This is a genomic window from Mesorhizobium sp. M0522 (assembly GCF_040321085.1).
Taxonomy (GTDB): Bacteria; Pseudomonadota; Alphaproteobacteria; order Rhizobiales; family Rhizobiaceae; genus Mesorhizobium.
Genome location: NZ_JAMYQW010000004.1, coordinates 260,977 through 279,724 on the forward strand (window position 1 = coordinate 260,977; position 18,748 = coordinate 279,724).

Annotated in this window: 22 protein-coding genes and 1 pseudogene; 17 read left to right on the forward strand and 6 right to left on the reverse strand. The window is 61.8% G+C overall.

Going from position 1 to position 18,748, the window contains the following annotated elements; genetic code table 11:
• Positions 1-23: 23 nt before the first annotated feature.
• Together NKI58_RS07920 and NKI58_RS07925 are read right to left on the reverse strand one after the other, a co-directional pair.
• Entirely contained in the window at positions 24-719 is a 696-nt protein-coding gene (locus tag NKI58_RS07920; protein WP_352784901.1) for a dihydrofolate reductase family protein, read from the reverse strand.
• A 315-nt stretch (positions 720-1,034) separates the two neighbouring features.
• Complete coding sequence (locus NKI58_RS07925) at positions 1,035-3,074, reverse strand: N,N-dimethylformamidase beta subunit family domain-containing protein (RefSeq protein ID WP_352784047.1); 2,040 nt, start codon at positions 3,072-3,074, stop codon at positions 1,035-1,037.
• A 226-nt stretch (positions 3,075-3,300) separates the two neighbouring features.
• Here NKI58_RS07925 and NKI58_RS07930 point away from each other — a divergent pair, with 226 nt between their 5' ends.
• From NKI58_RS07930 to NKI58_RS07970, 9 genes and pseudogenes are all read left to right on the forward strand, one after another.
• Positions 3,301-4,074, forward strand: a complete 774-nt coding sequence (locus NKI58_RS07930; protein WP_352853112.1) for an SDR family NAD(P)-dependent oxidoreductase — start codon at positions 3,301-3,303, stop codon at positions 4,072-4,074.
• Positions 4,075-4,154: 80 nt separating this feature from the next.
• Positions 4,155-5,477 carry a histidinol dehydrogenase gene (gene hisD / locus NKI58_RS07935; protein WP_352784051.1) on the forward strand — a complete coding sequence of 441 codons (1,323 nt, stop codon included), beginning with the start codon at positions 4,155-4,157 and terminating at the stop codon, positions 5,475-5,477.
• A gap of 15 nt (positions 5,478-5,492) precedes the next feature.
• Entirely contained in the window at positions 5,493-6,515 is a 1,023-nt protein-coding gene (locus NKI58_RS07940) for a zinc-dependent alcohol dehydrogenase (RefSeq protein ID WP_352784054.1), read from the forward strand.
• Between the two features lie 31 nt (positions 6,516-6,546).
• Entirely contained in the window at positions 6,547-7,278 is a 732-nt protein-coding gene (gene hutC / locus NKI58_RS07945) for a histidine utilization transcriptional repressor HutC (protein WP_023676188.1), read from the forward strand.
• 224 nt (positions 7,279-7,502) lie between these two features.
• A complete protein-coding gene (locus NKI58_RS07950; protein ID WP_502896457.1) occupies positions 7,503-8,504 on the forward strand; it encodes an ABC transporter substrate-binding protein in 1,002 nt (333 codons plus the stop codon).
• 97 nt (positions 8,505-8,601) lie between these two features.
• Positions 8,602-9,399, forward strand: a complete 798-nt coding sequence (locus tag NKI58_RS07955) for an ABC transporter permease (protein ID WP_352853117.1) — start codon at positions 8,602-8,604, stop codon at positions 9,397-9,399.
• Between the two features lie 10 nt (positions 9,400-9,409).
• Positions 9,410-10,192 (forward strand): ABC transporter ATP-binding protein, encoded by a 783-nt coding sequence (locus NKI58_RS07960; RefSeq protein ID WP_352707347.1) that lies wholly within the window; start codon positions 9,410-9,412, stop codon positions 10,190-10,192.
• Between the two features lie 204 nt (positions 10,193-10,396).
• Complete coding sequence (locus NKI58_RS07965) at positions 10,397-10,798, forward strand: YciI family protein (protein ID WP_051406115.1); 402 nt, start codon at positions 10,397-10,399, stop codon at positions 10,796-10,798.
• 86 nt (positions 10,799-10,884) lie between these two features.
• Positions 10,885-12,140 (forward strand): annotated as a pseudogene (locus tag NKI58_RS07970) (RNA polymerase sigma factor).
• 282 nt (positions 12,141-12,422) lie between these two features.
• Here the strand turns inward: NKI58_RS07970 and NKI58_RS07975 are convergent.
• Together NKI58_RS07975 and NKI58_RS07980 are read right to left on the reverse strand one after the other, a co-directional pair.
• Positions 12,423-12,851: a type II toxin-antitoxin system VapC family toxin gene (locus tag NKI58_RS07975; RefSeq protein ID WP_352707342.1), complete on the reverse strand. Its 429-nt coding sequence runs from the start codon at positions 12,849-12,851 to the stop codon at positions 12,423-12,425.
• On the reverse strand, positions 12,848-13,090 hold the full coding sequence (locus tag NKI58_RS07980) for a type II toxin-antitoxin system Phd/YefM family antitoxin (protein ID WP_352468031.1): 243 nt from the start codon (positions 13,088-13,090) through the stop codon (positions 12,848-12,850). Before NKI58_RS07980 ends, NKI58_RS07975 begins: the two co-directional genes overlap by 4 nt.
• A gap of 193 nt (positions 13,091-13,283) precedes the next feature.
• Between NKI58_RS07980 and NKI58_RS07985 the strand changes: the two genes are divergently transcribed.
• The 6 genes from NKI58_RS07985 to NKI58_RS08010 all read left to right on the forward strand — a co-directional run bounded on the left by NKI58_RS07985 (position 13,284) and on the right by NKI58_RS08010 (position 15,760).
• Entirely contained in the window at positions 13,284-13,607 is a 324-nt protein-coding gene (locus tag NKI58_RS07985; protein ID WP_023716560.1) for an ArsR/SmtB family transcription factor, read from the forward strand.
• Positions 13,604-14,014: an SRPBCC family protein gene (locus tag NKI58_RS07990; protein WP_352707340.1), complete on the forward strand. Its 411-nt coding sequence runs from the start codon at positions 13,604-13,606 to the stop codon at positions 14,012-14,014. The genes NKI58_RS07985 and NKI58_RS07990 overlap by 4 nt, the downstream gene beginning before the upstream one ends.
• Before the next feature lie 71 nt (positions 14,015-14,085).
• A complete protein-coding gene (locus tag NKI58_RS07995; RefSeq protein WP_023676178.1) occupies positions 14,086-14,478 on the forward strand; it encodes a VOC family protein in 393 nt (130 codons plus the stop codon).
• Positions 14,479-14,565: 87 nt separating this feature from the next.
• Positions 14,566-14,796 carry a hypothetical protein gene (locus tag NKI58_RS08000; protein ID WP_023716563.1) on the forward strand — a complete coding sequence of 77 codons (231 nt, stop codon included), beginning with the start codon at positions 14,566-14,568 and terminating at the stop codon, positions 14,794-14,796.
• A 21-nt stretch (positions 14,797-14,817) separates the two neighbouring features.
• Positions 14,818-15,270: a DUF1801 domain-containing protein gene (locus NKI58_RS08005; protein WP_352784965.1), complete on the forward strand. Its 453-nt coding sequence runs from the start codon at positions 14,818-14,820 to the stop codon at positions 15,268-15,270.
• Between the two features lie 109 nt (positions 15,271-15,379).
• A complete protein-coding gene (locus NKI58_RS08010) occupies positions 15,380-15,760 on the forward strand; it encodes a DUF1801 domain-containing protein (protein ID WP_502897041.1) in 381 nt (126 codons plus the stop codon).
• On the opposite strand, the gene NKI58_RS08015 is transcribed toward NKI58_RS08010, so the two are convergent.
• A complete protein-coding gene (locus tag NKI58_RS08015) occupies positions 15,761-16,669 on the reverse strand; it encodes a dihydrodipicolinate synthase family protein (protein ID WP_352707334.1) in 909 nt (302 codons plus the stop codon). It lies immediately after the preceding gene.
• A 10-nt stretch (positions 16,670-16,679) separates the two neighbouring features.
• Complete coding sequence (locus tag NKI58_RS08020) at positions 16,680-16,907, reverse strand: hypothetical protein (RefSeq protein ID WP_352707332.1); 228 nt, start codon at positions 16,905-16,907, stop codon at positions 16,680-16,682.
• 26 nt (positions 16,908-16,933) lie between these two features.
• On the opposite strand from NKI58_RS08020, the gene NKI58_RS08025 reads away from it, so the two are divergent.
• Positions 16,934-18,031: a Gfo/Idh/MocA family protein gene (locus NKI58_RS08025; RefSeq protein WP_352707329.1), complete on the forward strand. Its 1,098-nt coding sequence runs from the start codon at positions 16,934-16,936 to the stop codon at positions 18,029-18,031.
• A gap of 10 nt (positions 18,032-18,041) precedes the next feature.
• Positions 18,042-18,701 (forward strand): ThuA domain-containing protein, encoded by a 660-nt coding sequence (locus tag NKI58_RS08030; RefSeq protein ID WP_352707327.1) that lies wholly within the window; start codon positions 18,042-18,044, stop codon positions 18,699-18,701.
• The last annotated feature ends 47 nt before the right edge of the window (positions 18,702-18,748 follow it).

Consider the following 18,748-nt stretch of genomic DNA (forward strand, 5'->3'; position numbering starts at 1 on the left):
ACGACGATCCGAAGGGATCGCATTCATTTATACCTCGCCCTTACTTCGTCGGTTCGTTGGCTGCACACATTCTCTGACGTGTTCACATTGGCCGATAAATCTGCGCCACTGCGCCCCCCCGGAAAGGCTTTCGAGCTCACCAGCTTGAGAGACATCGGCGCGGCGAGTTCGGAGAACAGCGGCAGGCCTTTGCCCAGCGCCACGGGGGCCACCATCAGGGCGAGCTGGTCGACCAGTCCTTGGGCGACGAGACTGCGGGCGAAGCTCACTCCGCCGTGGGCGATGATCGGCTTGCCCTCTTGGGCTTTCAACTTCGCGACTTCCTCCGCCAAGTCACCGCTCGCCACATAGGCCTCCGCCCAACTTTCACCACCGGGCTGCAACTTCGCCGGCTGTCCGGTTCCCGCGTTGACGGCGCGAGCCTCATCGAGCGCCGCCGACTTGCTCACCTCCCTCAGGATCTCCGGTCCCCGTCGTGAGAAGACGGCCTTGGGGATCTGGTTCATCGGCGCCGCGAACTGCTCGCAGGAGGTCGGCCACCAGGCGGCCATGTCACGGAAGCTGCGGCTGCCCATGATGTGCAGGCTCGAGTTCCATATGAACTCTACGCCCCAGGCCTTCGCCTCTTGATCGGCGCCGAACATCCATGTGTTTCGGCCATCCAGGTCACTCACGAAGCCGTCGATCGATATGGACATCTTCAAGATCAGGTCTCTCATCGCGTCTTCCTTGCGCTGGTGAGACCCAAGGACGGGCCAGATCGGTCAGTTCCGACAATTCGTTGCGGGATAGTCCGACAACGCTTGCACGCCGCCGAAGAAGGGATACCGAGCTTCCTTGCCTAGTCGGCGAGGGTGTCGTTGATGCCGCGCCAAATTCTGGTTCAGCGCCGTTTGTCAAAGCAGCGCACCTGAAGGTTGCGGCTGAGGCAACTGCCGTCCGCCAGGTGGCGAGAGGCATGGGAGACGAAGCCGCTGCACGCCGACTGATTTGATTCCCAAAACCGGATACGGGTCTTGCCGTAACGGCGCCAATCAGCTTATCGATTTTTCTCGGCCGGGTTCTCCTTTCGTGGCGCCGAGGCGGGTAAGCAGATTGAGCGTGATCCTGCCGACATCGTTCATGGCGCCTGCGGCTGGCAGCGCGCCGCACCAGGCAACCGAGCTTGCGGAAAAGATCAAGCCGCCTGCTGCGAGCTTTCGCAGGGTCATTTCGGCGCAGCGGCGGGCGATGCGTTGCCTATCCCCGCCCTCGTACCAGCGCGTCGGATCCTGAAAGAAGCTGTCGGGAAATCCCGTCGCACGCGCGATCACGACGGTGTCAGCGGAAGTGCCGAGGGCTGGATCCGTCGCATCCACTTCGTAGCCCGCGGCACCGCCCAGCACGATGCCGTCGGTGCCGAAGGTCGCATTTTCAACGCCTTCGAACAGCCATGCGCATCCTGCTTCATGGCTTTCCTCAGTGCGCGTGAAGGGGCGTGCGCCATCGAAACCCATCAATGAGATTGCACCGCCGATCAGCGAGAATTCGCCTCGGCCGCGGCAGCGGAGATAGCCGCCTGGTTCGTTGGTGATCGACAGCGCCTGTTCGGCGACCGGGCCGTCCCAGGTGCGGCCGGCCTCCAGCGGCGAGCGCCGCAACTCCATCAGATCGTCCTTGAAAGCCACAGTGGCAGCAAAGCCGTTTCCGCCGAGATAGGCGATGCTGCCGCCTTCGGCTACAAACTGCCGCAGCGCCTGCTCCATCTCGATCGACATATATTCGGGATGACTGCCGGTGACGACGGCTTGATGTCGACGCAAACCGTCTATGCCGCATTCGTGCAAATCGTGATCGGTCATGACGTCAAACACGATTCCATTGTCGTGGCAGAATCGGAGGAAATGCAGATCGACCGGCAAATTGTGTGGGCAGCCGCAGAGCGGATAGTCGTAATCGTCCCTGAGCGTCACTTTCGGCTTTTTGTAGGAACAGATGGAAACACCGCTAAGGTCGGAATGATAGTCGTAAAGAGATTTCAGATTGTTGGCGATCGCGAAGCGATGTCCCCGGTCGTCGCCTTTCCATTCATAAAGATGATCCGGGAGATATTCGTCCGCATAAGCGAGATAGGTGGCCGTCGGCACGAGATACAACAGCGGCGACGAAACCTGTGAAGAGGTGACGAAGAACACCACGCGTTCGTAGCCACCCTCCCATTCGACCTGGAACGCGTAGACGCCTGGGTGTGCGTTTTCAGGGATCGTCGCGCGGTGCGATGCCTGCCACTCAAGCGGGCCGATGTCGTCGTCGTGGCAATGGATAGCGTCGTAGTGCGACGGCACCAAGCGAGGCTCGAAGCTCGATCCGTCCCAGCGTGCCGAAGTCACGCAGAAGGCTGGCTGATTGATCACATCTAGGAGCAGCGGATCTGCTCCGCCCGACGACAGGATCGGTTGCGTTGGTAACAGCGTTGGGAAATTCCAGGCAACAGTCCCGTGTGGGGTGTCGAGCCGGATCGCAGCAAATTTCGCGTTGAGGGTAGGTTCGTGGTTGGTGGCACTTGCGCCGAAATGGATGCCGTGCGCCTGGAGGTTCCGCGCCGGGCCGCCAAAACCTTCATGGAGTTCGTAAGGCGCGAGAAGATCATGGGATTTGATGCGCAGACGCGATTGTTCCTGCCGCAGGTCCAACTCGACGGTGAGCCACACACCAGTTGGCGCCTTTTTCTCGACAAGGGTTTCGCCGCCGATTTCCACGACAAATGCGCCGTCGCGGAGGCGCAGCCCGAGGGCGCCTGCCTCCAGGATCGTGCGCGCACCTTCGTTGCGCGTGAGGAACAGCTCGAAACGAATGCCGTGGACGGCTTGTACTTTGGCCAGTTCGCCGGCTCGCACGAACAGGAACGACCCTTGGTCGAAATGCCGACGCCGTGCTTCACCTACCGTTTCGATGGGCCAGGCGAGAAATTCCGGAGCCGGTTTGTCGAGCCGGCAAATTCGTGTGGCCTTTATCGGCCGATCGCATGACAGGCTGAGCTTGATCCGCTGGCCTGCTTTGGCACTCCAGGGGGTGGTATAGCCAACCACGCTCATCGCGTCGTGGTCTACTGCGCGCTTCATCTATCCCCTCCCGATGAACTCCAGATGGGCTGGGGCGAACCGCGTAGTCCGGTCCGATGTCGGCCAATGCGCTGCCGCGCTGACAAGCAAAGTTCCGCATGGCGCACTACAGCCATGATGTACATGCTTGTATAGATAAGCTGCATTCGGATAGTCTCGACGCGATCGGTCCAAGCGCGACATTACCAAGGAGGATGACATGCGCAACGCATCTCTCTTCGATCTGTCAGGCAGGAAGGCGCTTGTAACCGGCGCAAGCCGTGGCATCGGGCGCAGCATCGCCGAGGCGCTCAGCGCGGCCGGCGCCGACGTCGCGGTCACGGCGCGCAGCGTGGCCTCGCTCGAGAAGACGATGGCCGCCATCCGCACCGCCGGCGGGGTCGCGCATGCCATCGCCCTGGATGTCACCGATGTCGACCGCTGCCGGGCGGCGACAGCCGAGGCCGGCAGCCTGCTCGGAGGTCTCGATATTCTCGTCAACAATGCGGGGGTGGAAGAGGTCCGGCCTTCACTCGATGTCGACGAGGCCTTGTGGGACCGGATTGTCGATACGAATCTCAAAGGCGCCTTCTTCTGCGCCCAAGCCGCCGCGCGGCAGATGAGAGACGCCGGACGGCCCGGCGTCATTATCAATCTCTGCTCGCTGACCTCCGAGGTCGGGATTCCCACGGCGGTGCCGTACGGCTCGTCGAAATCAGGCCTCCTCGGCATGACGCGGGCGCTTGCAGCGGAGTGGGCCGATCTCGGGATCCGGGTCAACGCCATTGCGCCTGGCTATTTCAGGACAGCGATGACAGACGTGTTCTACAGCAACGAGGGATGGCAGCAATCGATGCTCGCCAAGATTCCGCAGCGCCGTTTTGGTGATCTCTCGGACCTGCACGGAATCGCGGTGTTCCTCGCTTCGGATGCGGCAGCCTACATAACCGGCCAGTCCATTCCCGTGGATGGAGGCTTTCTCGCATCGATTTGAAGGCTTCAGGGGCCGGAGACGTGTCCCAGAAGTGATCGACAAGCGCTAATCGTAATTGCGTTCTAAGAAAAGGAGCCGCCATGTCTGACGTCAGCTTCCACCGCCTGTCATCCCTCAGTGTCGATCAGCGGGCCAGTTTACTGAAACGCGCCGAAGGAGATCTGTCTTCTTTCATCGAAAAGGTCTGTCCAATCATCCAGGCTGTCAAGGATGAAGGTGACGCGGCACTGCTCCGGTTTGCACGCGAACTCGACAAAGCCGATGTTGCCGACGGTGGACTGAAAGTTTCGGAAGCGGAGTTCGACACGGCATTCGACAAGGTCGAGAAGGATGTCGTCGAGAGTATCCGGTTCGGCATCGAGAACATAAGGCATTTCCATGAGGAGCAGCGCCCGGAGACGATGTGGCTCAAGGAAGTTCGGCCGGGCGCCTATGCGGGTGACCGATACACACCGATTGCTTCCGTTGCGCTTTATGTTCCGCGCGGCAAAGGCGCCTTTCCCTCGGTGACGATGATGACCTCGGTTCCGGCGGTGATTGCCGGGGTTCCCCAGATCGCGATTGTGACGCCTGCGACTTCGGATGGTTCCGTCGACGCCGCGACGCTGGTTGCTGCCCGCATCGCCGGCGTGGAGACCGTGTACAAGTGCGGCGGCGCCCATGCGGTCGCCGCCGTCGCCTATGGGACCGAGACTGTGAAGCCTGCCGTCAAGATCGTCGGGCCGGGGAGCCCCTGGGTGGTGGCGGCAAAGAGCGTGTTGTCCCCGATCATCAACACAGGTCTCCCCGCCGGTCCGTCCGAAGCGATCATCTTTGCCGATGACAGCGTCGACGGCGGCCTGGCCGCTCTTGACCTGTTGATAGAGGCCGAGCACGGGCCGGATTCCTCGGCCTACCTGGTGACGCACAGCCGCAAGGTCGCCGAAGCCGCGTTGATTGCGATACCGGAACACTGGTCCCGAATGAGCGAACAGCGTGTGGAGTTCTCGCGCGCGGTGCTGACTGGAAAGCGCGGCGGCATCGTGCTGACCGAGTCGCTGGAGGACAGCTACCGGTTCATCAACGACTATGCGCCGGAGCACCTCGAGATTCTGTCAACCGAGCCATTTGCGCATCTCGGACGTATCACGGAAGCCGCCGAGATCCTCATGGGTCCGCATACGCCGGTGACCCTCGCCAACTTCGTCCTGGGACCCAATGCGGTGCTGCCGACCAGCCGGTGGGCGCGAACCTTTGGACCGCTTTCCGTGACGGATTTCGTCAAGAGATCGTCGGTCGGCTATGTGACCTCGGCGGCCTATCCGGAACTCGCCCTGCATGCCCGCAGGCTCGCCCGCTACGAAGGATTCAGCTCGCATGAGAACGCGGTTTCGGAGATCCGCGATCGCTATCTCGCCGGCTGAGCGGAAACGATGACGATGAGGGCGGCGCGACTCTATGGACCCGGCGACTTGCGCGTCGAGGATATCGCCGCGCCAGGCGCTCCCGAGCCGGGCTGGGTGAAGCTGAGGGTCGATGCCGCAGGCATTTGCGGTTCCGATCTCCACAACTTCGGCACGGGCCAATGGATAAGCCGATCGCCTTCGACGGCTGGCCATGAGCTGACAGGCACGGTGATCGCCATCGGCGACGGTGTGGACACTGTCGCTCTTGGCGAACGCGTGGTCGCCGATTCCCGTTTCTGGTGTGGAGAGTGCGCGCAATGCCATGCAGGCAAGCGGCATCTTTGCACGTCGCTGGGCTTCGTCGGCGAGATATGCGACGGCGGATTTGCCGAACAGGCGGTCCTGCCCGCGCGCCTGCTGCACGTCGTCGATGCCGCGCTTGACGAACGGGTCGCGGCGATGGCCGAGCCGCTGGCTGTAGCGTTGCACGCAGTGCGGCGTCTGCCGAAAACGGCCGGCTCCGTTCTTGTCGTCGGCTGCGGGACTATCGGCGGGCTTGCCGCACTGCTGCTTTCCCGGACATTCGCAGGTACCGTGCTCGTCGCCGATCGCAACCCTGGCCGCTGCGCCCGCGTGGCGCGTGTGACCGGCGCCAGCATCGTCGATTTGAACCGGGACGCCATTGCCGCCGCCACCACGGATGCCCCCTTGCTCGCTGCCGTCGAAGCAACCGGCAGCGTCGCAGCACTCGGCCAGTTGCTCGAGGTTCTCGATGCCGGCGGCACCGTTGCGATGGTCGGCATATTCCATGGGCGCCTCGATATCGATCCCAACATCCTGGTTGAACGCGAAATAGCATTGCTGGGATGCCACGCCTTTGCCGATGAGCTTCCCGACGCCATTCGGATGCTCGGCGAATTGACCGAGCCCATGGTCGAACTGATCGACCGCGAGATCGGCCTGGATGATGTTCCCGCAGCCTATGAGCGGCTGTTGGCGGGGCAGGGTGACGGCTTGAAAACAATCATCCGGATGCGGTGTGCCGGGCGCCTGTGATTTCCGAACCTTGCCGGAAAGGATTTTTGAAATGATAACTTTGCCCGACACCGCCAGCCCTCTTTACGAGAAGGTCAAGGACTACATCCTGACGAACATCGGAACGGGGCGATGGAGCAAGGACCGCAAGCTGCCGTCCGAAAATGAATTCGTGGCGACACTCGGCGTGTCTCGGATGACGGTCCATCGTGCCTTGCGGGAGTTGACCTCTGCGGGTTTTCTGATCCGGCTCCAGGGCGTCGGCACATTCATCGCGCCACCTCGACCGCAATCCGCACTGATCGAGATCAACAACATCGCGGCGGAAATTGTCGCGCGGGGAAACAGGCATCGCTCCGAGGTTATCGTCCTCGAAAAGATCATGCCGACAAAGGAGCTCGCGCTTTCGTTCGAGTTTGCAAAGCGCGTGTCGGTCTATCATTCCATCGTCGTCAACTTCGAGAACGACCTGCCTGTGCAACTGGAAGAGCGCTTCGTCAACCCGGGCCTGATACCCGACTATGACAAGCAGGATTTTTCCAGGACAGCGACTTACGACTACCTCATGCAGAAAACCCCGGTGACGGAGGTCGAGCACATCATCTCGGCGACCCCTGCCGATGCCGAGACGGCGCGGTATCTGGGCATCGACGTCGGCAGCTGCTGCCTGTTTCTGCATCGCCGGACATGGACGGGCGCCGTCGTTGCCACGATCAGCAAGCTGACTTACGTTGGCAGCCGCTACTCGCTTGGCAGTCGATATTCTCCATCCAAAAAAACCTGATCGCAGTGAAGCGAATCAGAGTCGGAAGGAGGGGCTAACTTGTATATGCATGTATGTATTTAGCCTTGACATCCGCTGTTGCTGACGTTGAAGTGTCGTCGCACTTTCGTTGAACGAACAGCTAAGATGCCGAGGCACGGTGCCGCAAGAGCAGAAGCCCGCATTCTCACCAGGCCGGATGTTTGGTTCAAAAAAGCGGCCTGATCATCAAGGGGAACAAGATGATGCGTAACCTAGCAGGACAATTTCGGGCACTCGTTATGGCTGCTGCCGTCGGGTTTGCCCCGGCGGTCTACGCGGCCGACACGACAATTCCGGCGACGCCTGAGGCAGGAACATTCAAGATCGGCATCGAGCCATGGCTTGGCTACGGCCAGTGGCACGTCGCAGAAGCCAAGGGTCTGTTCAAGGCAAACGGGCTGTCCGACGTGCAGATCGTGAACTTCGCCGAGGACAAGGACATCAACGCCGCCCTGGCGAGCGGCCAGCTCGATGCGGCCAACATCGCGACCCACACGGCTATGGGAATGGTTGCGGCCGGCCTGCCGGTGAAGATCGTGCTTCTGCTCGACGTCAGCATGACGGCGGACGCCATGATCGCCGGCAAGGACATCGCCTCCGTCGCCGACCTCAAGGGCAAACAGGTGGCTTTTGAGGAAGGCACGACGAGCGACATCCTCCTCAAATACGCGCTCGCCAAGAACGGCATGTCCATCGCCGATGTCCAGCCGGTTCCCATGCCGGCGGCGGATGCCGGCAGCGCGTTGATCGCTGGCCAGGTTCCGGTCGCGGTTACCTATGAGCCTTATCTCACCGCGGCCAGGGCACAGAACAAGGACGTCAAGCTGCTCTTCACCGCAGGCGAAGATCCCGGCCTGATCAGCGACGTGTTCGTGGTGCGGGATGAGGTGATCAAGTCGCGTCCCGGCCAGGTGCTTGCCATGATCAAGACCTGGGATGCGGCCCTGAAGGCTTACAATGCCGACACGCCCGACGGCCGGGCGATCATCTCCAAGGCAGTCGGTTCGAGCGTCGAAGACCTCAACACCGCCTTTGATGGCGTGCGTTACTATACTCTCGCCGAAAACAAGGATGCGCTGACGGGCGAATTTTCCACCAAGACATTCGCCGATGTCGAGGCAGCCGCCAAGAACGCCGGGCTGCTTCAGGCGGACGTGACGCCGGAGCAGATGATCGACCCGTCATTCGTCAAGGCCGCGAAATGACGAGGGCCGGCTCGCGGTGGTGACGCAAATGTCCGAGCAGCGTGCGACCAAGCCAAGCCCGTCTCACGCAGCGCCGGAGCCGGTGATCAAACAGCCGATGCGCCGTCGCCGACCCTCCGGGTGGGGCGCGCCCATCGCACGCTCGCGCTTCCTGATGATAGCAGTGGCGGTTTTTGCCGGCCTCGGTCTTGCTTGGTGGGCGGCAACAGGGCTGGGGCTGGTAAAGCCGATTTTCCTGCCCTCGCCGGGGAGCGTGGTGACCCAGCTCGGCAAGCTCTCGGGTGACGGCACGCTGTGGCTGGATCTCAGGACCTCGATATACCGTATTTCTGTTGGCTTCCTCATCGCCTCGGCATTGGCGATTCCGATTGGCGTGCTGATCGGCAGCTTCAGGACTTGGGAAGCGGCGATCGAGCCGCTTGTGGATTTCATCCGCTACATGCCGGTGGTCGCTTTCGTGCCCCTCTCCATCCTGTGGTCGGGGACGGGCGATGCCCAGAAGTTTCTGATCATCTTCATCGGCACCTTCTTTCAGCAGGTGCTGATGATCATGGACAATGTGAAGCGGGTTCCCGCTGATTTCATTGGCCTTGGCAGGACGCTCGGGCTGCCGGATCGCAAGATCCTGACGCGCATCGTGGTTCCCAGCGCCTTGCCAGGCATCTGGGACACGTTGCGCATCAGTCTCGGCTGGGCATGGACCTGGCTGGTGTTGGCGGAACTTGTCGCGGCGACATCAGGGCTCGGCTACCGCATCACCGTGTCCCAGCGTTATTTCCAGACAAACACCATCATCGGCTACATCCTGCTGCTGGGCGTGCTTGGCCTCATCACCGACCAGGTCATGAAGGCACTGGGAAAAGTGCTGTTCCGGCAGGAGGGCCACGTGCAATGAGGCTGAGCCGATGAGTTTGCCCAAACTGCGGATCAAAGGTCTCCACAAGAGCTTCGGCACGGGCGCGCGGCGCACGGAAGTGCTGCGCGATATCAATCTCGATCTTGCCGACAACGAGTTCGTCTCGCTGGTGGGCACGTCGGGTTGCGGCAAGAGCACGCTGCTGTCGATCGTTGCCGGACTGCAGGATTTCGACGCGGGAGATCTTGCCATCGATGGCGCGCCGATCCTGCAGCCGGGCCTCGACCGCGGCGTCGTCTTCCAGTCCTACACCCTGCTTCCCTGGCTGACGGCGCAGCAGAACATCGAGTTTGCCCTCAAGGCCGCGGGTCATGATCGCGCGACCTGCCGCAGGATAGCACGCGAGCATCTCGATCTGGTCAAGCTCCCTCACAGCGCCAATCGTTATCCGTCTGAGCTTTCGGGCGGCATGAAGCAACGGGTGGCCATAGCGCGTGCTCTTTCCTATCGACCCAAAATGCTTCTGATGGACGAGCCCTTTGGCGCGCTCGATGCCTTGACCAGGCATCAGATGCAGGAACTCCTGACGCAGATCTGGGAGGAGCACAGGCTCACCGTGCTCTTCGTCACCCATGATGTGGAAGAAGCCGTCTACCTGTCGGACCGCATCGTCGTGATGGGGATCGGCCCGGGACGCATCATGCAGACCTTCAATGTCGATATCGAGCGCCCGCGCCGGGAAGAGATCATGGAAACCCCGGCCTTCATGGATTTGCAGCGCAGCGTACACAAGGCGATCCGCGAGGCTTCAAAACGTCCCGAAATGGTTTAGGCGGGCCACTCAATTACTTACAATCGGCGACCAGCGTTGCGCCCAATCTCGATATCGCGCCATCGCGATTCCTGACCAGGGGAGCCGCGATCGGCGGCTTTCTCCTCAACCTCGAAAAAAATTTGCAGGACAATGTCGATTTCCTAAACTCCGTTCGTCGTTTCGATGCCGGCCGGTGAGTCCGGCTCAACAAGGAGACAGACGATGCGTGTGATGGTGCTCGTGAAGGCTACCGAGGACAGCGAAAAGGGCTTTGTCCCCACGCCCGAGGCGAAGGAGGCGATGGAGGCGATGGGCAGGTTTAACGACGAGCTGCGCAATGCCGGCATCTTGCTCGACGCCGATGGCCTCAAGCCCTCCTCGCAGGGCAAGCGCGTTGCGTTCGATGGTCCCCGCCGGACGGTCATCGACGGGCCTTTCGCCGAGACCCGCGAACTGGTCGCCGGCTTTTGGCTCTGGGAAGTCAAGGACATGGACGAGGCTGTCGCCTGGGTGAAGCGCTGCCCCAATCCCATGCCCGGACCGAGCGAGATTGAAATCCGGCCGCTTTACGAGATGGCTGATTGGCAATGGGAATCTGACGCCGGAGGTCACGGAAATCCATGACCGGACGCGCAAGAAGCTCAGCGGCAACTGAACCTGTCGGCCGCAACCTGCTTTGCCTTCGTTATGGCTTTGGCCGATAAGGCAGCATGACGGCAGGCGAGACGCAGCAGGCGATCGAGGCGATTTTTCGCATTGAACGAGCCCGGCTCATCGCGGGCCTGGCCCGCCTCGTGCGCAATGTCGATCTTGCAGAGGAACTGGTGCAGGACGCCCTGGTCATAGCCTTATCCGAATGGTCCAGGACCGGCGTTCCGGCCAATCCCGGCGCTTGGCTGATGACGGTCGCCAAACGCCGCGCCATCGACGCGATCCGTCACGACAAGATGCGCGAGCGCAAGCATGAGGAGATCGCGCGGGAGCTGGACGGCGAGTGCGATGGTACGGCCGAGGAAACGAAATGGCCATGAACGACGATCTTGGCGACGAGCTGCTGGGCCTCATCTTCACAGCCTGCCACCCCATACTTTCGGCCGACGCCCGCGCGGCCCTCACGCTGCGTGTCATCGGCGGCCTGACGACAGACGAGATCGCCCGTGCTTTCCTGTCGAGCGAGGTGACGATCGCCCAGCGCATCGTCCGCGCAAAGAGGACGATCGGAAAGGCCGGGCTCAGCTTCGAGGTGCCGCGCGGCGCCGAGCGTGCGGCGCGTCTGTCCTCGGTGCTGGAGGTCATCTATCTCATCTTCAATGAAGGCTATGCTGCCACGGCAGGCGACGACCTTGTCCGGCCGAGCCTGTGCCTGGAGGCACAACGGCTCGGCCGCATGCTGGCGGGGTTGATGGCCGAGGATGCCGAGGTGTTCGGCCTGCTGGCTCTGATGGAAATCCAGGCATCGCGCCTGCCGGCACGCATCGGGCCGGACGGCGCCCTCTTGACCCTGACCGAGCAAAACCGCGCGCGCTGGGACCAGCTGCTGATCCGCCGAGGCCTTGACGCGCTGGCCCGTGCCGAAGCCCTCGGGGGCGATGGCCCCTATGTGTTGCAGGCCGCGCTTGCAGCCTGTCACGCGCGGGCGCGCAGTCCGGCCGACACCGACTGGCCCCGGATCGCAGCGCTCTACGACCGGCTGCGTGCAGTGATGCCCTCGCCGGTGGTCGATCTCAATCGAGCGGTCGCCCACAGCATGGCCTTCGGGCCCGAAGCGGGCCTGCGGTTGGTAGACGAGATTGCCGACGCCGCCGCCTTGCGCAATTATGCGCCATTGCCGGCGGCGAGGGGCGATTTTCTGTTTCGGGCCGGCCGGCTGGCCGAGGCCCGCGCCGAATTCGAGGCTGCGGCCAAGCTCACCCGCAACGTGCGCGAGGCGGCCTTTCTCCTCGCCCGCGCAGACGCTTGTGGTTGACAGCATCGCTCTCCGTGCCGGACACGCCGCTCGGCAACATCGAAAGCCGCCAGTTCGCTCCCGGCCAGCCCCCTTCAATGAGCGTGATCAGCTCGCAACGCGAAAGGGATTAACGATGCGCAAGCCTTCGTCGAGCGCCATTCCGTGCTGCATGTCCTCTGACCAGAGTGTATCGCAGCCAACGTGAACCGCCGCGGAGGCGATCATCGCGTCATAAGTGGAAAGGCCGTACCGCTCGGCGAGCCTCAATCGGTTTATTCATTTTGGAGGAGAGGGCCTCGATCATGCCAGCAACTGCGTCGGCACGCCGAGAATCGGTCCTGCCTCGGCGAGCCGCTGGTCGAGGGTCCACACCGTGGCGCCATGCTCCGATGCCGTCGCGAGGTGCAGGGCGTCGCCAGCACGAAGCCCGAGCATATGCTGATCGGCGAATTTCGCGGCGACCCGAAAATGCCCGCCCGTCACCGGCAGCACGGTGAAGCTCTCAGCGACAAGCTTATTGAACATCGCGAGCGCTGCCGCGCGTTGCTCCAGGTCGATCTGTCCGGTCCGAAGCTTGATCGCCATGGCGGAGGACATCTCGGTGATGGTCCAGTCGCTGATCACAAGTTGCGCTGGGTCCTGCTCCGCCAGCCAGCCCTGAACGCGCGCGGTCATGGCTTCGTTGGATAGTGCCGCGATGATCAGCGAAGTATCGAGATAGGACGTCAATAGCGATCGCCATCTCGCATCGATCGCACCAGATCGGCGGCAGCCTGGGCCTGCAGAGGCATGGTTGCGGTCAGGGATTGGAGCAGGACGGCGTCGATCCGTTTGCGAGGGCGGGCCACGGCCGTGAGCCTGGCGACGGGCTTGCCACGCCGGGTTATGTCGATCGAGTCTCCAGCCTCGACCCGGTCGACGAGCTCACTCAGATGTGCCTTGGCGTCCGCCAAATTGACCGCGTCCATCTCAGCTCCTGACCATGTAGATGGTCATGTAGCGTATAACGCGTGACAATTCCAGTGCAGAGCACGGCGAATAAGCAACTGGCTGCGTGAGCGAAGCAGGTGACCTGCAACGAGAATTATGCCGCTTCCCGCTTGACTCACACATATCCCGGTGGTTATACATCGATCAATAGCCGAAGGGTTATCGATCCCAATGCCAAACGCTCACGATGTACTCTTCAGAACGCTTGCCGATCCGACTCGGCGCGCTATTTTTGAGCGGCTGTGTCGCGAAGGAGAGCAGACGGTCGGGGCTCTGACGGCTCAGGCCGGGATCTCGCAACCGGCCGTGTCAAAACATCTCGGCGTTTTGAGGCAGGCCGGGCTCGTGCGCGACCGCCATGCAGGGCGACAGACCCATTATAGCGCGCAGCTTGCTGCGCTTGCCCCCCTGATTGACTGGACAAGCCAGATGACCGGGTTCTGGCAGAGCCGGTTCGACGACCTCGAAGACCTGCTCAAAAGGATGGACCAGTGAACGAAATGGCGACCGAAACGCTCTCCGTCGTTGTTGAACGGGAAATCGCTTATCCGCCCGAGAAGATCTGGCGCGCGCTCACGCAACCACACTTGATCGAGGAGTGGCTCATGAAAAATGACTTCAAACCTGTCGCGAACCACCGCTTCAATCTTCACGCAGACTGGGGCGCTGTCGAATGTCAGGTGCAGACGGTCGAGCCGAACAGAACACTGACTTACACGTGGGATACCAAGGATCTCAAGAGTGTCGTCTCCTGGACCCTCACCCCCACGAGCACCGGAGCCCGCTTGCGCATGGAACAGTCGGGCTTCCGGCCGGATCAGCAGCCTTACTTCCGGGGTGCCAAAGTCGGCTGGCCGAGGTTCTTTGACGATCTGGAGCAGGTTCTGGCGCGGACGGACTGAGATCCGCTGGGCTATCCAAGCAAGGGCTCTGTTACAGAGCGACATCACGAGGCGATAATGGAGGCAAGCCAATGAAGATCAAGTTGGCCAAAGTATACGTGGACGACCAGGAAAAGGCACTGGGCTTTTACACCGAAACGCTCGGCTTTACCAAGAAGGCCGATTTCAGCAATGGGCCGTTTCGCTGGCTGACCGTTGGATCACCCGACGAGCCGGACGGTGCCGAGCTGCAACTCGCGCTCAATGACAACCCCGCTGCAAAGACCTACCAGCAAGCCATTTTCCAGCAGGGCCAGCCCGCGGTCATGTTCTTCACCGATAACGTCAAGGGCGACTACGAGCGCATAAAAGCGCGCGGCGCCGAGTTCACGATGCCGCCGACCGAAGTAACCGGCTCGACCATCGCCCAGCTGAACGACAACTGCGGCAATCTCGTTCAAATCACCCAACTGGCGCGCTGGTAAAGCATGCGTTCAGTGGCGTGGCTGCCCGGCGGGAGTCGCCAAACGGGCCGCCCGATCCGCTTCGGTTCGTCTTCAGAGGAGGTCTCAATGGATTGGAACAAATGGGTTCGGCAGATCCACCGCTGGCTGTCGATTATCTTTGCGGCGGTCGTCGCCGCCATCTTCATCAGCCTGGGAGCAGGCAAGGAACCCGCCTACTGGGTATACCTCTTGCCGCTGTTTCCACTCGGCTTGCTCCTGCTTACCGGTCTGTACATGTTCGTGCTGCCTTACGCTCCCAAGTGGCGCAACGCAGGGGGCACCGGCGCATTGGAGTGAACGCATGGCCACAAGACGTCCATCAAGTCAGCGGCGGTCGCGAAGAAGCCCGCCGCCAAGCCTGCAGCCGCCAAGCCGGTCCTCCTCGCAGCCGGCAACCCGCAGATCCCGAAGGGTGATGGTGACGCTCCTGTGCAGGCCTACATCGCGGCCATGCCGGGCTGGAAACGCGATGTCGGCCGCCGCCTCGACGCACTCATCGAGCGCAACGTTCCCAACCTGCGCAAGGCCGTCAAATGGAACTCGCCCTTCTATGGCGTAGAGGGTCAAGGCTGGTTCCTCAACTTCCATTGCTTCACAAAGTACATCAAGCTGGCTTTCTTCCGCGGCACGTCGCTGCATCCTGTCCCTCCAGGCGAGTCCAAGCACAAGGACGTGCGCTACCTCGACATCCGCGAGGACGACCAGCTCGACGAAGCTCAACTCACCGACTGGGTAAGGCAAGCCAGCCAGTTGCCTGGCGAGCGAATGTGAGTGGAATGCGAGTCATTCCCGCAAACCCGGTGCCGACTAGCGGTATTCATGTGACGGGCGAGCGGCAACAACCCTGGGGAAAGCGACAATGGTGATGAAGAGTGGCTCTATGGAAGGAAATGCAGAGAGCTCCCCCTCGCAGCTGATAGATGCGAGGATCAGTGAGCTGGGCGATTGGCGAGGCAAGACGCTTTCCCATGTCCGCGCTCTCGTCAAGCAGGCTGACCCGGAAGTGGTCGAGGAGTGGAAGTGGCGAGGCGTTCCGGTGTGGTCGCACGCCGGAATAATCTGCACCGGCGAGACCTACAAGAACGTCGTGAAGGTGACCTTCGCAAAGGGCGCCTCCCTGCCGGATCCTTCAGGCCTGTTCAACTCCAGTCTCGAAGGCAACACCAGGCGCGCCATCGATATCCGTGAGGGCGAAGACATAGATGAGAATGCGTTCAAGGCGCTGATACGCGCTGCTGCCGCCCTGAACACGGCCCGATAGTCAGCTCCGGCCGATATGGTCGGCTAGCGGGCCGAAAGCGGCGAGCAAAGCTTCGCCGGTGGCTTGCGTCGCGTTCTCATGCGGCGCGCGCAGGTTCAGCCAGCGTCTGTCGCCGGACCGTACCGCCAGCACTGCCTTCATCGCGGAGATGAGGCCGGCGTCCTGGATGATTTTGCGGAACGCCTTGATGGCGGCATCCGCGTCAGTAATGTCCTCTCCCGCCAGCGCTGCGTCGTAGAGGGCCCGGATCGCTGCGGCATTCAGATTGACCGTCGCCGAGATGCACCCCGCAGCACCGTTGGCGAGGCCTTTCGTCAGCTGTGCTTCCGAACTAGGGAACACCGCGACCCTTGGGGCTGCCGCAATGACCGCCGCGGTGTTGTTCCAATCGCCGGCGCTGTCCTTGTAAGCCACCACGACATCCGGAAACGCTTGGCTCAAGCGGGCGGTCAGCGCCGGGCTCACCGATACGCCGGAATTCTGCGGGATGTGGTAGAGGATCATCCTCATCGCCGGGTTCGCCACCCGTTCGATCAGCTCGCCATAGTAGCGGGCCTGTCCGTTGTCGCCGGCGGCCGTATAGAAGAACGACGGCAGCACCATCACCCCGGCACAGCCGAGCCCGACGGCATGCGCCGTCAGCTCGACGGTCTCGGCAAGTGCTGTGACACCAGTGCCGGGCATCAGATGGCTTGGCGAAATGCCGGCCTCGACCAGCCACTCCAGCGCTTGCATGCGCTCGCGCAACGAGACGGACAAGGCCTCGCCCGTGGTGCCGAACGGCGACAGGAAATGCGCTCCCTGATCCAGCACCCATTTGGCGTGGGATATCCAGAGATCGCGGGCGATCCGGCCGTCGTTTTCGAACGGCGTCAGGATCGGTGCGATGGTTCCTTGTGGGCGGATCATGTGCGTCCTTCTACGGGTGAAAATCTGTGCTGTGCTCAAAGCCGGCATCAAAAATGTCGAGCAAGCTACATGAAGCAATGTTGCTGAGTACCGGCCGTTCGACCTCGAAAGCAAGCGGCTCGCGCATAGGCGCGCGATTGTGATCGGGCGGCGGTTCTGAGGCTCTCGAGGTATATCCTTGTACGGGATAACGTCGTCTGGCCGAAAGGGGGGTGACAAACGAGTTCTGCTGTTTCATCAATGCCGCCTTTTGAGGAGAAGCCCATGCGGAGGATCGGTGTCGGCATTATCGGCTGCGGCAACATTTCGGATGCCTATCTGAAGGCATCGCCACAATTCCCGGTGCTCGACATTGTCGGCGTCGCCGACGTCAACCGGACGGCGGCCGAGGCCAAGGCAGCGGCCTACGGCCTGGCTGCCATGCCGGTTGACGCGCTGTTGGCCGATCCGCGCGTCGAGATCGTGCTCAACCTGACGACGCCGCAGCATCATGTGCCGGTCGGCCTGCAGGCTGTCGGGCAAGGCAAGCACGTCTATTCCGAGAAGCCGCTGGCAACGACGCTCAGCGACGCCGAGCGGCTGGTCGCGGCCGCGCGCGAAAAGGGCGTGCGCGTCGGCTGCGCACCCGACACCTTTCTTGGCGGCTCCCACCAGACGGCGCGGCGGCTGGTCGATAAGGATACGGTCGGGACCATTGTCGCCGGCTCTGCCTTCATGCAGGTGCCCGGCCACGAACTCTGGCATCCCAATCCGGATTTTTACTATCAGCCTGGCGGTGGGCCGATGCTCGACATGGGACCGTACTATCTGACCTGCCTGGTCAATCTCCTTGGTCCGGTAAAATCCGTGACCGGGCAGGCGAAGTCATCCTACGCCACCCGCACCATCGGTTCTGGACCGCGCCAGGGCGAAACCATCCGGGTCGAGGTGCCGACCCATATTTCCGGCCTACTCGCATTCGAGAATGGCGCCGCGGTCTCGATCACCACCAGCTTCGACGTGTGGAAGCATGAACACAATCACATCGAACTTTACGGAACCACGGGCTCGATGATCGTCTCCGATCCCAACCAGTTCCAGGGCGACATCAGGACCAGCCAGCGCAAGGGCGACTGGACGGTAGCCGATCAGATCCATTCCTATGGCAACGGCAACTACCGGGGCCTCGGCCTTGCCGACATGGCGCAGGCGATCGTCTCCGGCAGACAACACCGCGCCAGCCTCGATCTTTCCCTCCATGTCCTGGAAATCATGGAATCGATCATCTCTTCATCTGAGACAGGGCGGCGTATCGATCTCAGATATGGCTGCGCCCGGCCGGCGCCGATGCGCGCCGATCTGCCTTTTGGAATTCTGGAATAGGAACAATGCGATGAGCAAGACGGCACTGATTTTCTGGGGCGGCTGGGAAGGTCACACCCCGGCCCGAAGCGCCGAAATCGTCAAGGAGATGCTGGCCGGCAACGGCTTCGACGTGCAGCTGGAGCAGGGGACTTCGGCGCTTGCCGATCCGCAGCTGAGCAAGCTCGATCTCATCGTCCCGGTGATCACCATGTCGACGATCGAAAAGTCGGAGCTGCAAAACCTGACCAGCGCCGTCGGGGCCGGCACCGGCCTTGCGGGCTTTCACGGCACGATGTGCGACAGCTTCCGCAACGAGCCGGAATACCAGTTCATGACCGGCGGCCAGTGGGTCGCCCATCCCGGCAACATCATCGACTATCACGTCGACATCACCAGGCCGGGCGATCCGGTCATGCAGGGCATCGACAGCTTCGCCTACCGTTCAGAGCAGTATTACATGCATGTCGATCCGACCAACGAGGTGCTGGCGACGACTACTTTCACCGGCGAGCATCTCGATTTCATCGCCGGCGTCGTCATGCCGGTTGTCTGGAAGCGCCGCTACGGCAAGGGCCGCGTCTTCTACAGCGCGCTCGGGCACACCGCCGACGAGTTCGCCGTGCCGCAAATGCGCACGATGTTCGAACGCGGCGCGATTTGGGCCAGCCGAAACTCGGATCTTGGATAGCCGTTCAATCTGAACGCCACGTACCGTTGTAATCTCTCATAGGGCGG

Excerpts from the sequence above, each read along its gene's own strand:
- NKI58_RS07925 (WP_352784047.1), bottom strand. The coding sequence starts at position 3,074 with ATGAGCGTGGTTGGCTATACCACCCCCTGGAGTGCCAAAGCAGGCCAG.
- NKI58_RS07995 (WP_023676178.1), top strand. The coding sequence starts at position 14,086 with ATGAAGATCAAGTTGGCCAAAGTATACGTGGACGACCAGGAAAAGGCA.
- NKI58_RS07980 (WP_352468031.1), bottom strand. The coding sequence starts at position 13,090 with ATGGACGCGGTCAATTTGGCGGACGCCAAGGCACATCTGAGTGAGCTC.
- NKI58_RS07985 (WP_023716560.1), top strand. The coding sequence starts at position 13,284 with ATGCCAAACGCTCACGATGTACTCTTCAGAACGCTTGCCGATCCGACT.
- NKI58_RS07920 (WP_352784901.1), bottom strand. The coding sequence starts at position 719 with ATGAGAGACCTGATCTTGAAGATGTCCATATCGATCGACGGCTTCGTG.
- NKI58_RS08015 (WP_352707334.1), bottom strand. The coding sequence starts at position 16,669 with ATGATCCGCCCACAAGGAACCATCGCACCGATCCTGACGCCGTTCGAA.
- NKI58_RS07950 (WP_502896457.1), top strand. The coding sequence starts at position 7,503 with ATGCGTAACCTAGCAGGACAATTTCGGGCACTCGTTATGGCTGCTGCC.
- NKI58_RS08030 (WP_352707327.1), top strand. The coding sequence starts at position 18,042 with ATGAGCAAGACGGCACTGATTTTCTGGGGCGGCTGGGAAGGTCACACC.
- hisD (WP_352784051.1), top strand. The coding sequence starts at position 4,155 with ATGTCTGACGTCAGCTTCCACCGCCTGTCATCCCTCAGTGTCGATCAG.
- NKI58_RS07955 (WP_352853117.1), top strand. The coding sequence starts at position 8,602 with ATGCGCCGTCGCCGACCCTCCGGGTGGGGCGCGCCCATCGCACGCTCG.
- hutC (WP_023676188.1), top strand. The coding sequence starts at position 6,547 with ATGATAACTTTGCCCGACACCGCCAGCCCTCTTTACGAGAAGGTCAAG.
- NKI58_RS08010 (WP_502897041.1), top strand. The coding sequence starts at position 15,380 with ATGGAAGGAAATGCAGAGAGCTCCCCCTCGCAGCTGATAGATGCGAGG.
- NKI58_RS08020 (WP_352707332.1), bottom strand. The coding sequence starts at position 16,907 with ATGAAACAGCAGAACTCGTTTGTCACCCCCCTTTCGGCCAGACGACGT.
- NKI58_RS07940 (WP_352784054.1), top strand. The coding sequence starts at position 5,493 with ATGAGGGCGGCGCGACTCTATGGACCCGGCGACTTGCGCGTCGAGGAT.
- NKI58_RS07960 (WP_352707347.1), top strand. The coding sequence starts at position 9,410 with ATGAGTTTGCCCAAACTGCGGATCAAAGGTCTCCACAAGAGCTTCGGC.
- NKI58_RS08025 (WP_352707329.1), top strand. The coding sequence starts at position 16,934 with ATGCGGAGGATCGGTGTCGGCATTATCGGCTGCGGCAACATTTCGGAT.
- NKI58_RS07965 (WP_051406115.1), top strand. The coding sequence starts at position 10,397 with ATGCGTGTGATGGTGCTCGTGAAGGCTACCGAGGACAGCGAAAAGGGC.
- NKI58_RS07930 (WP_352853112.1), top strand. The coding sequence starts at position 3,301 with ATGCGCAACGCATCTCTCTTCGATCTGTCAGGCAGGAAGGCGCTTGTA.
- NKI58_RS08000 (WP_023716563.1), top strand. The coding sequence starts at position 14,566 with ATGGATTGGAACAAATGGGTTCGGCAGATCCACCGCTGGCTGTCGATT.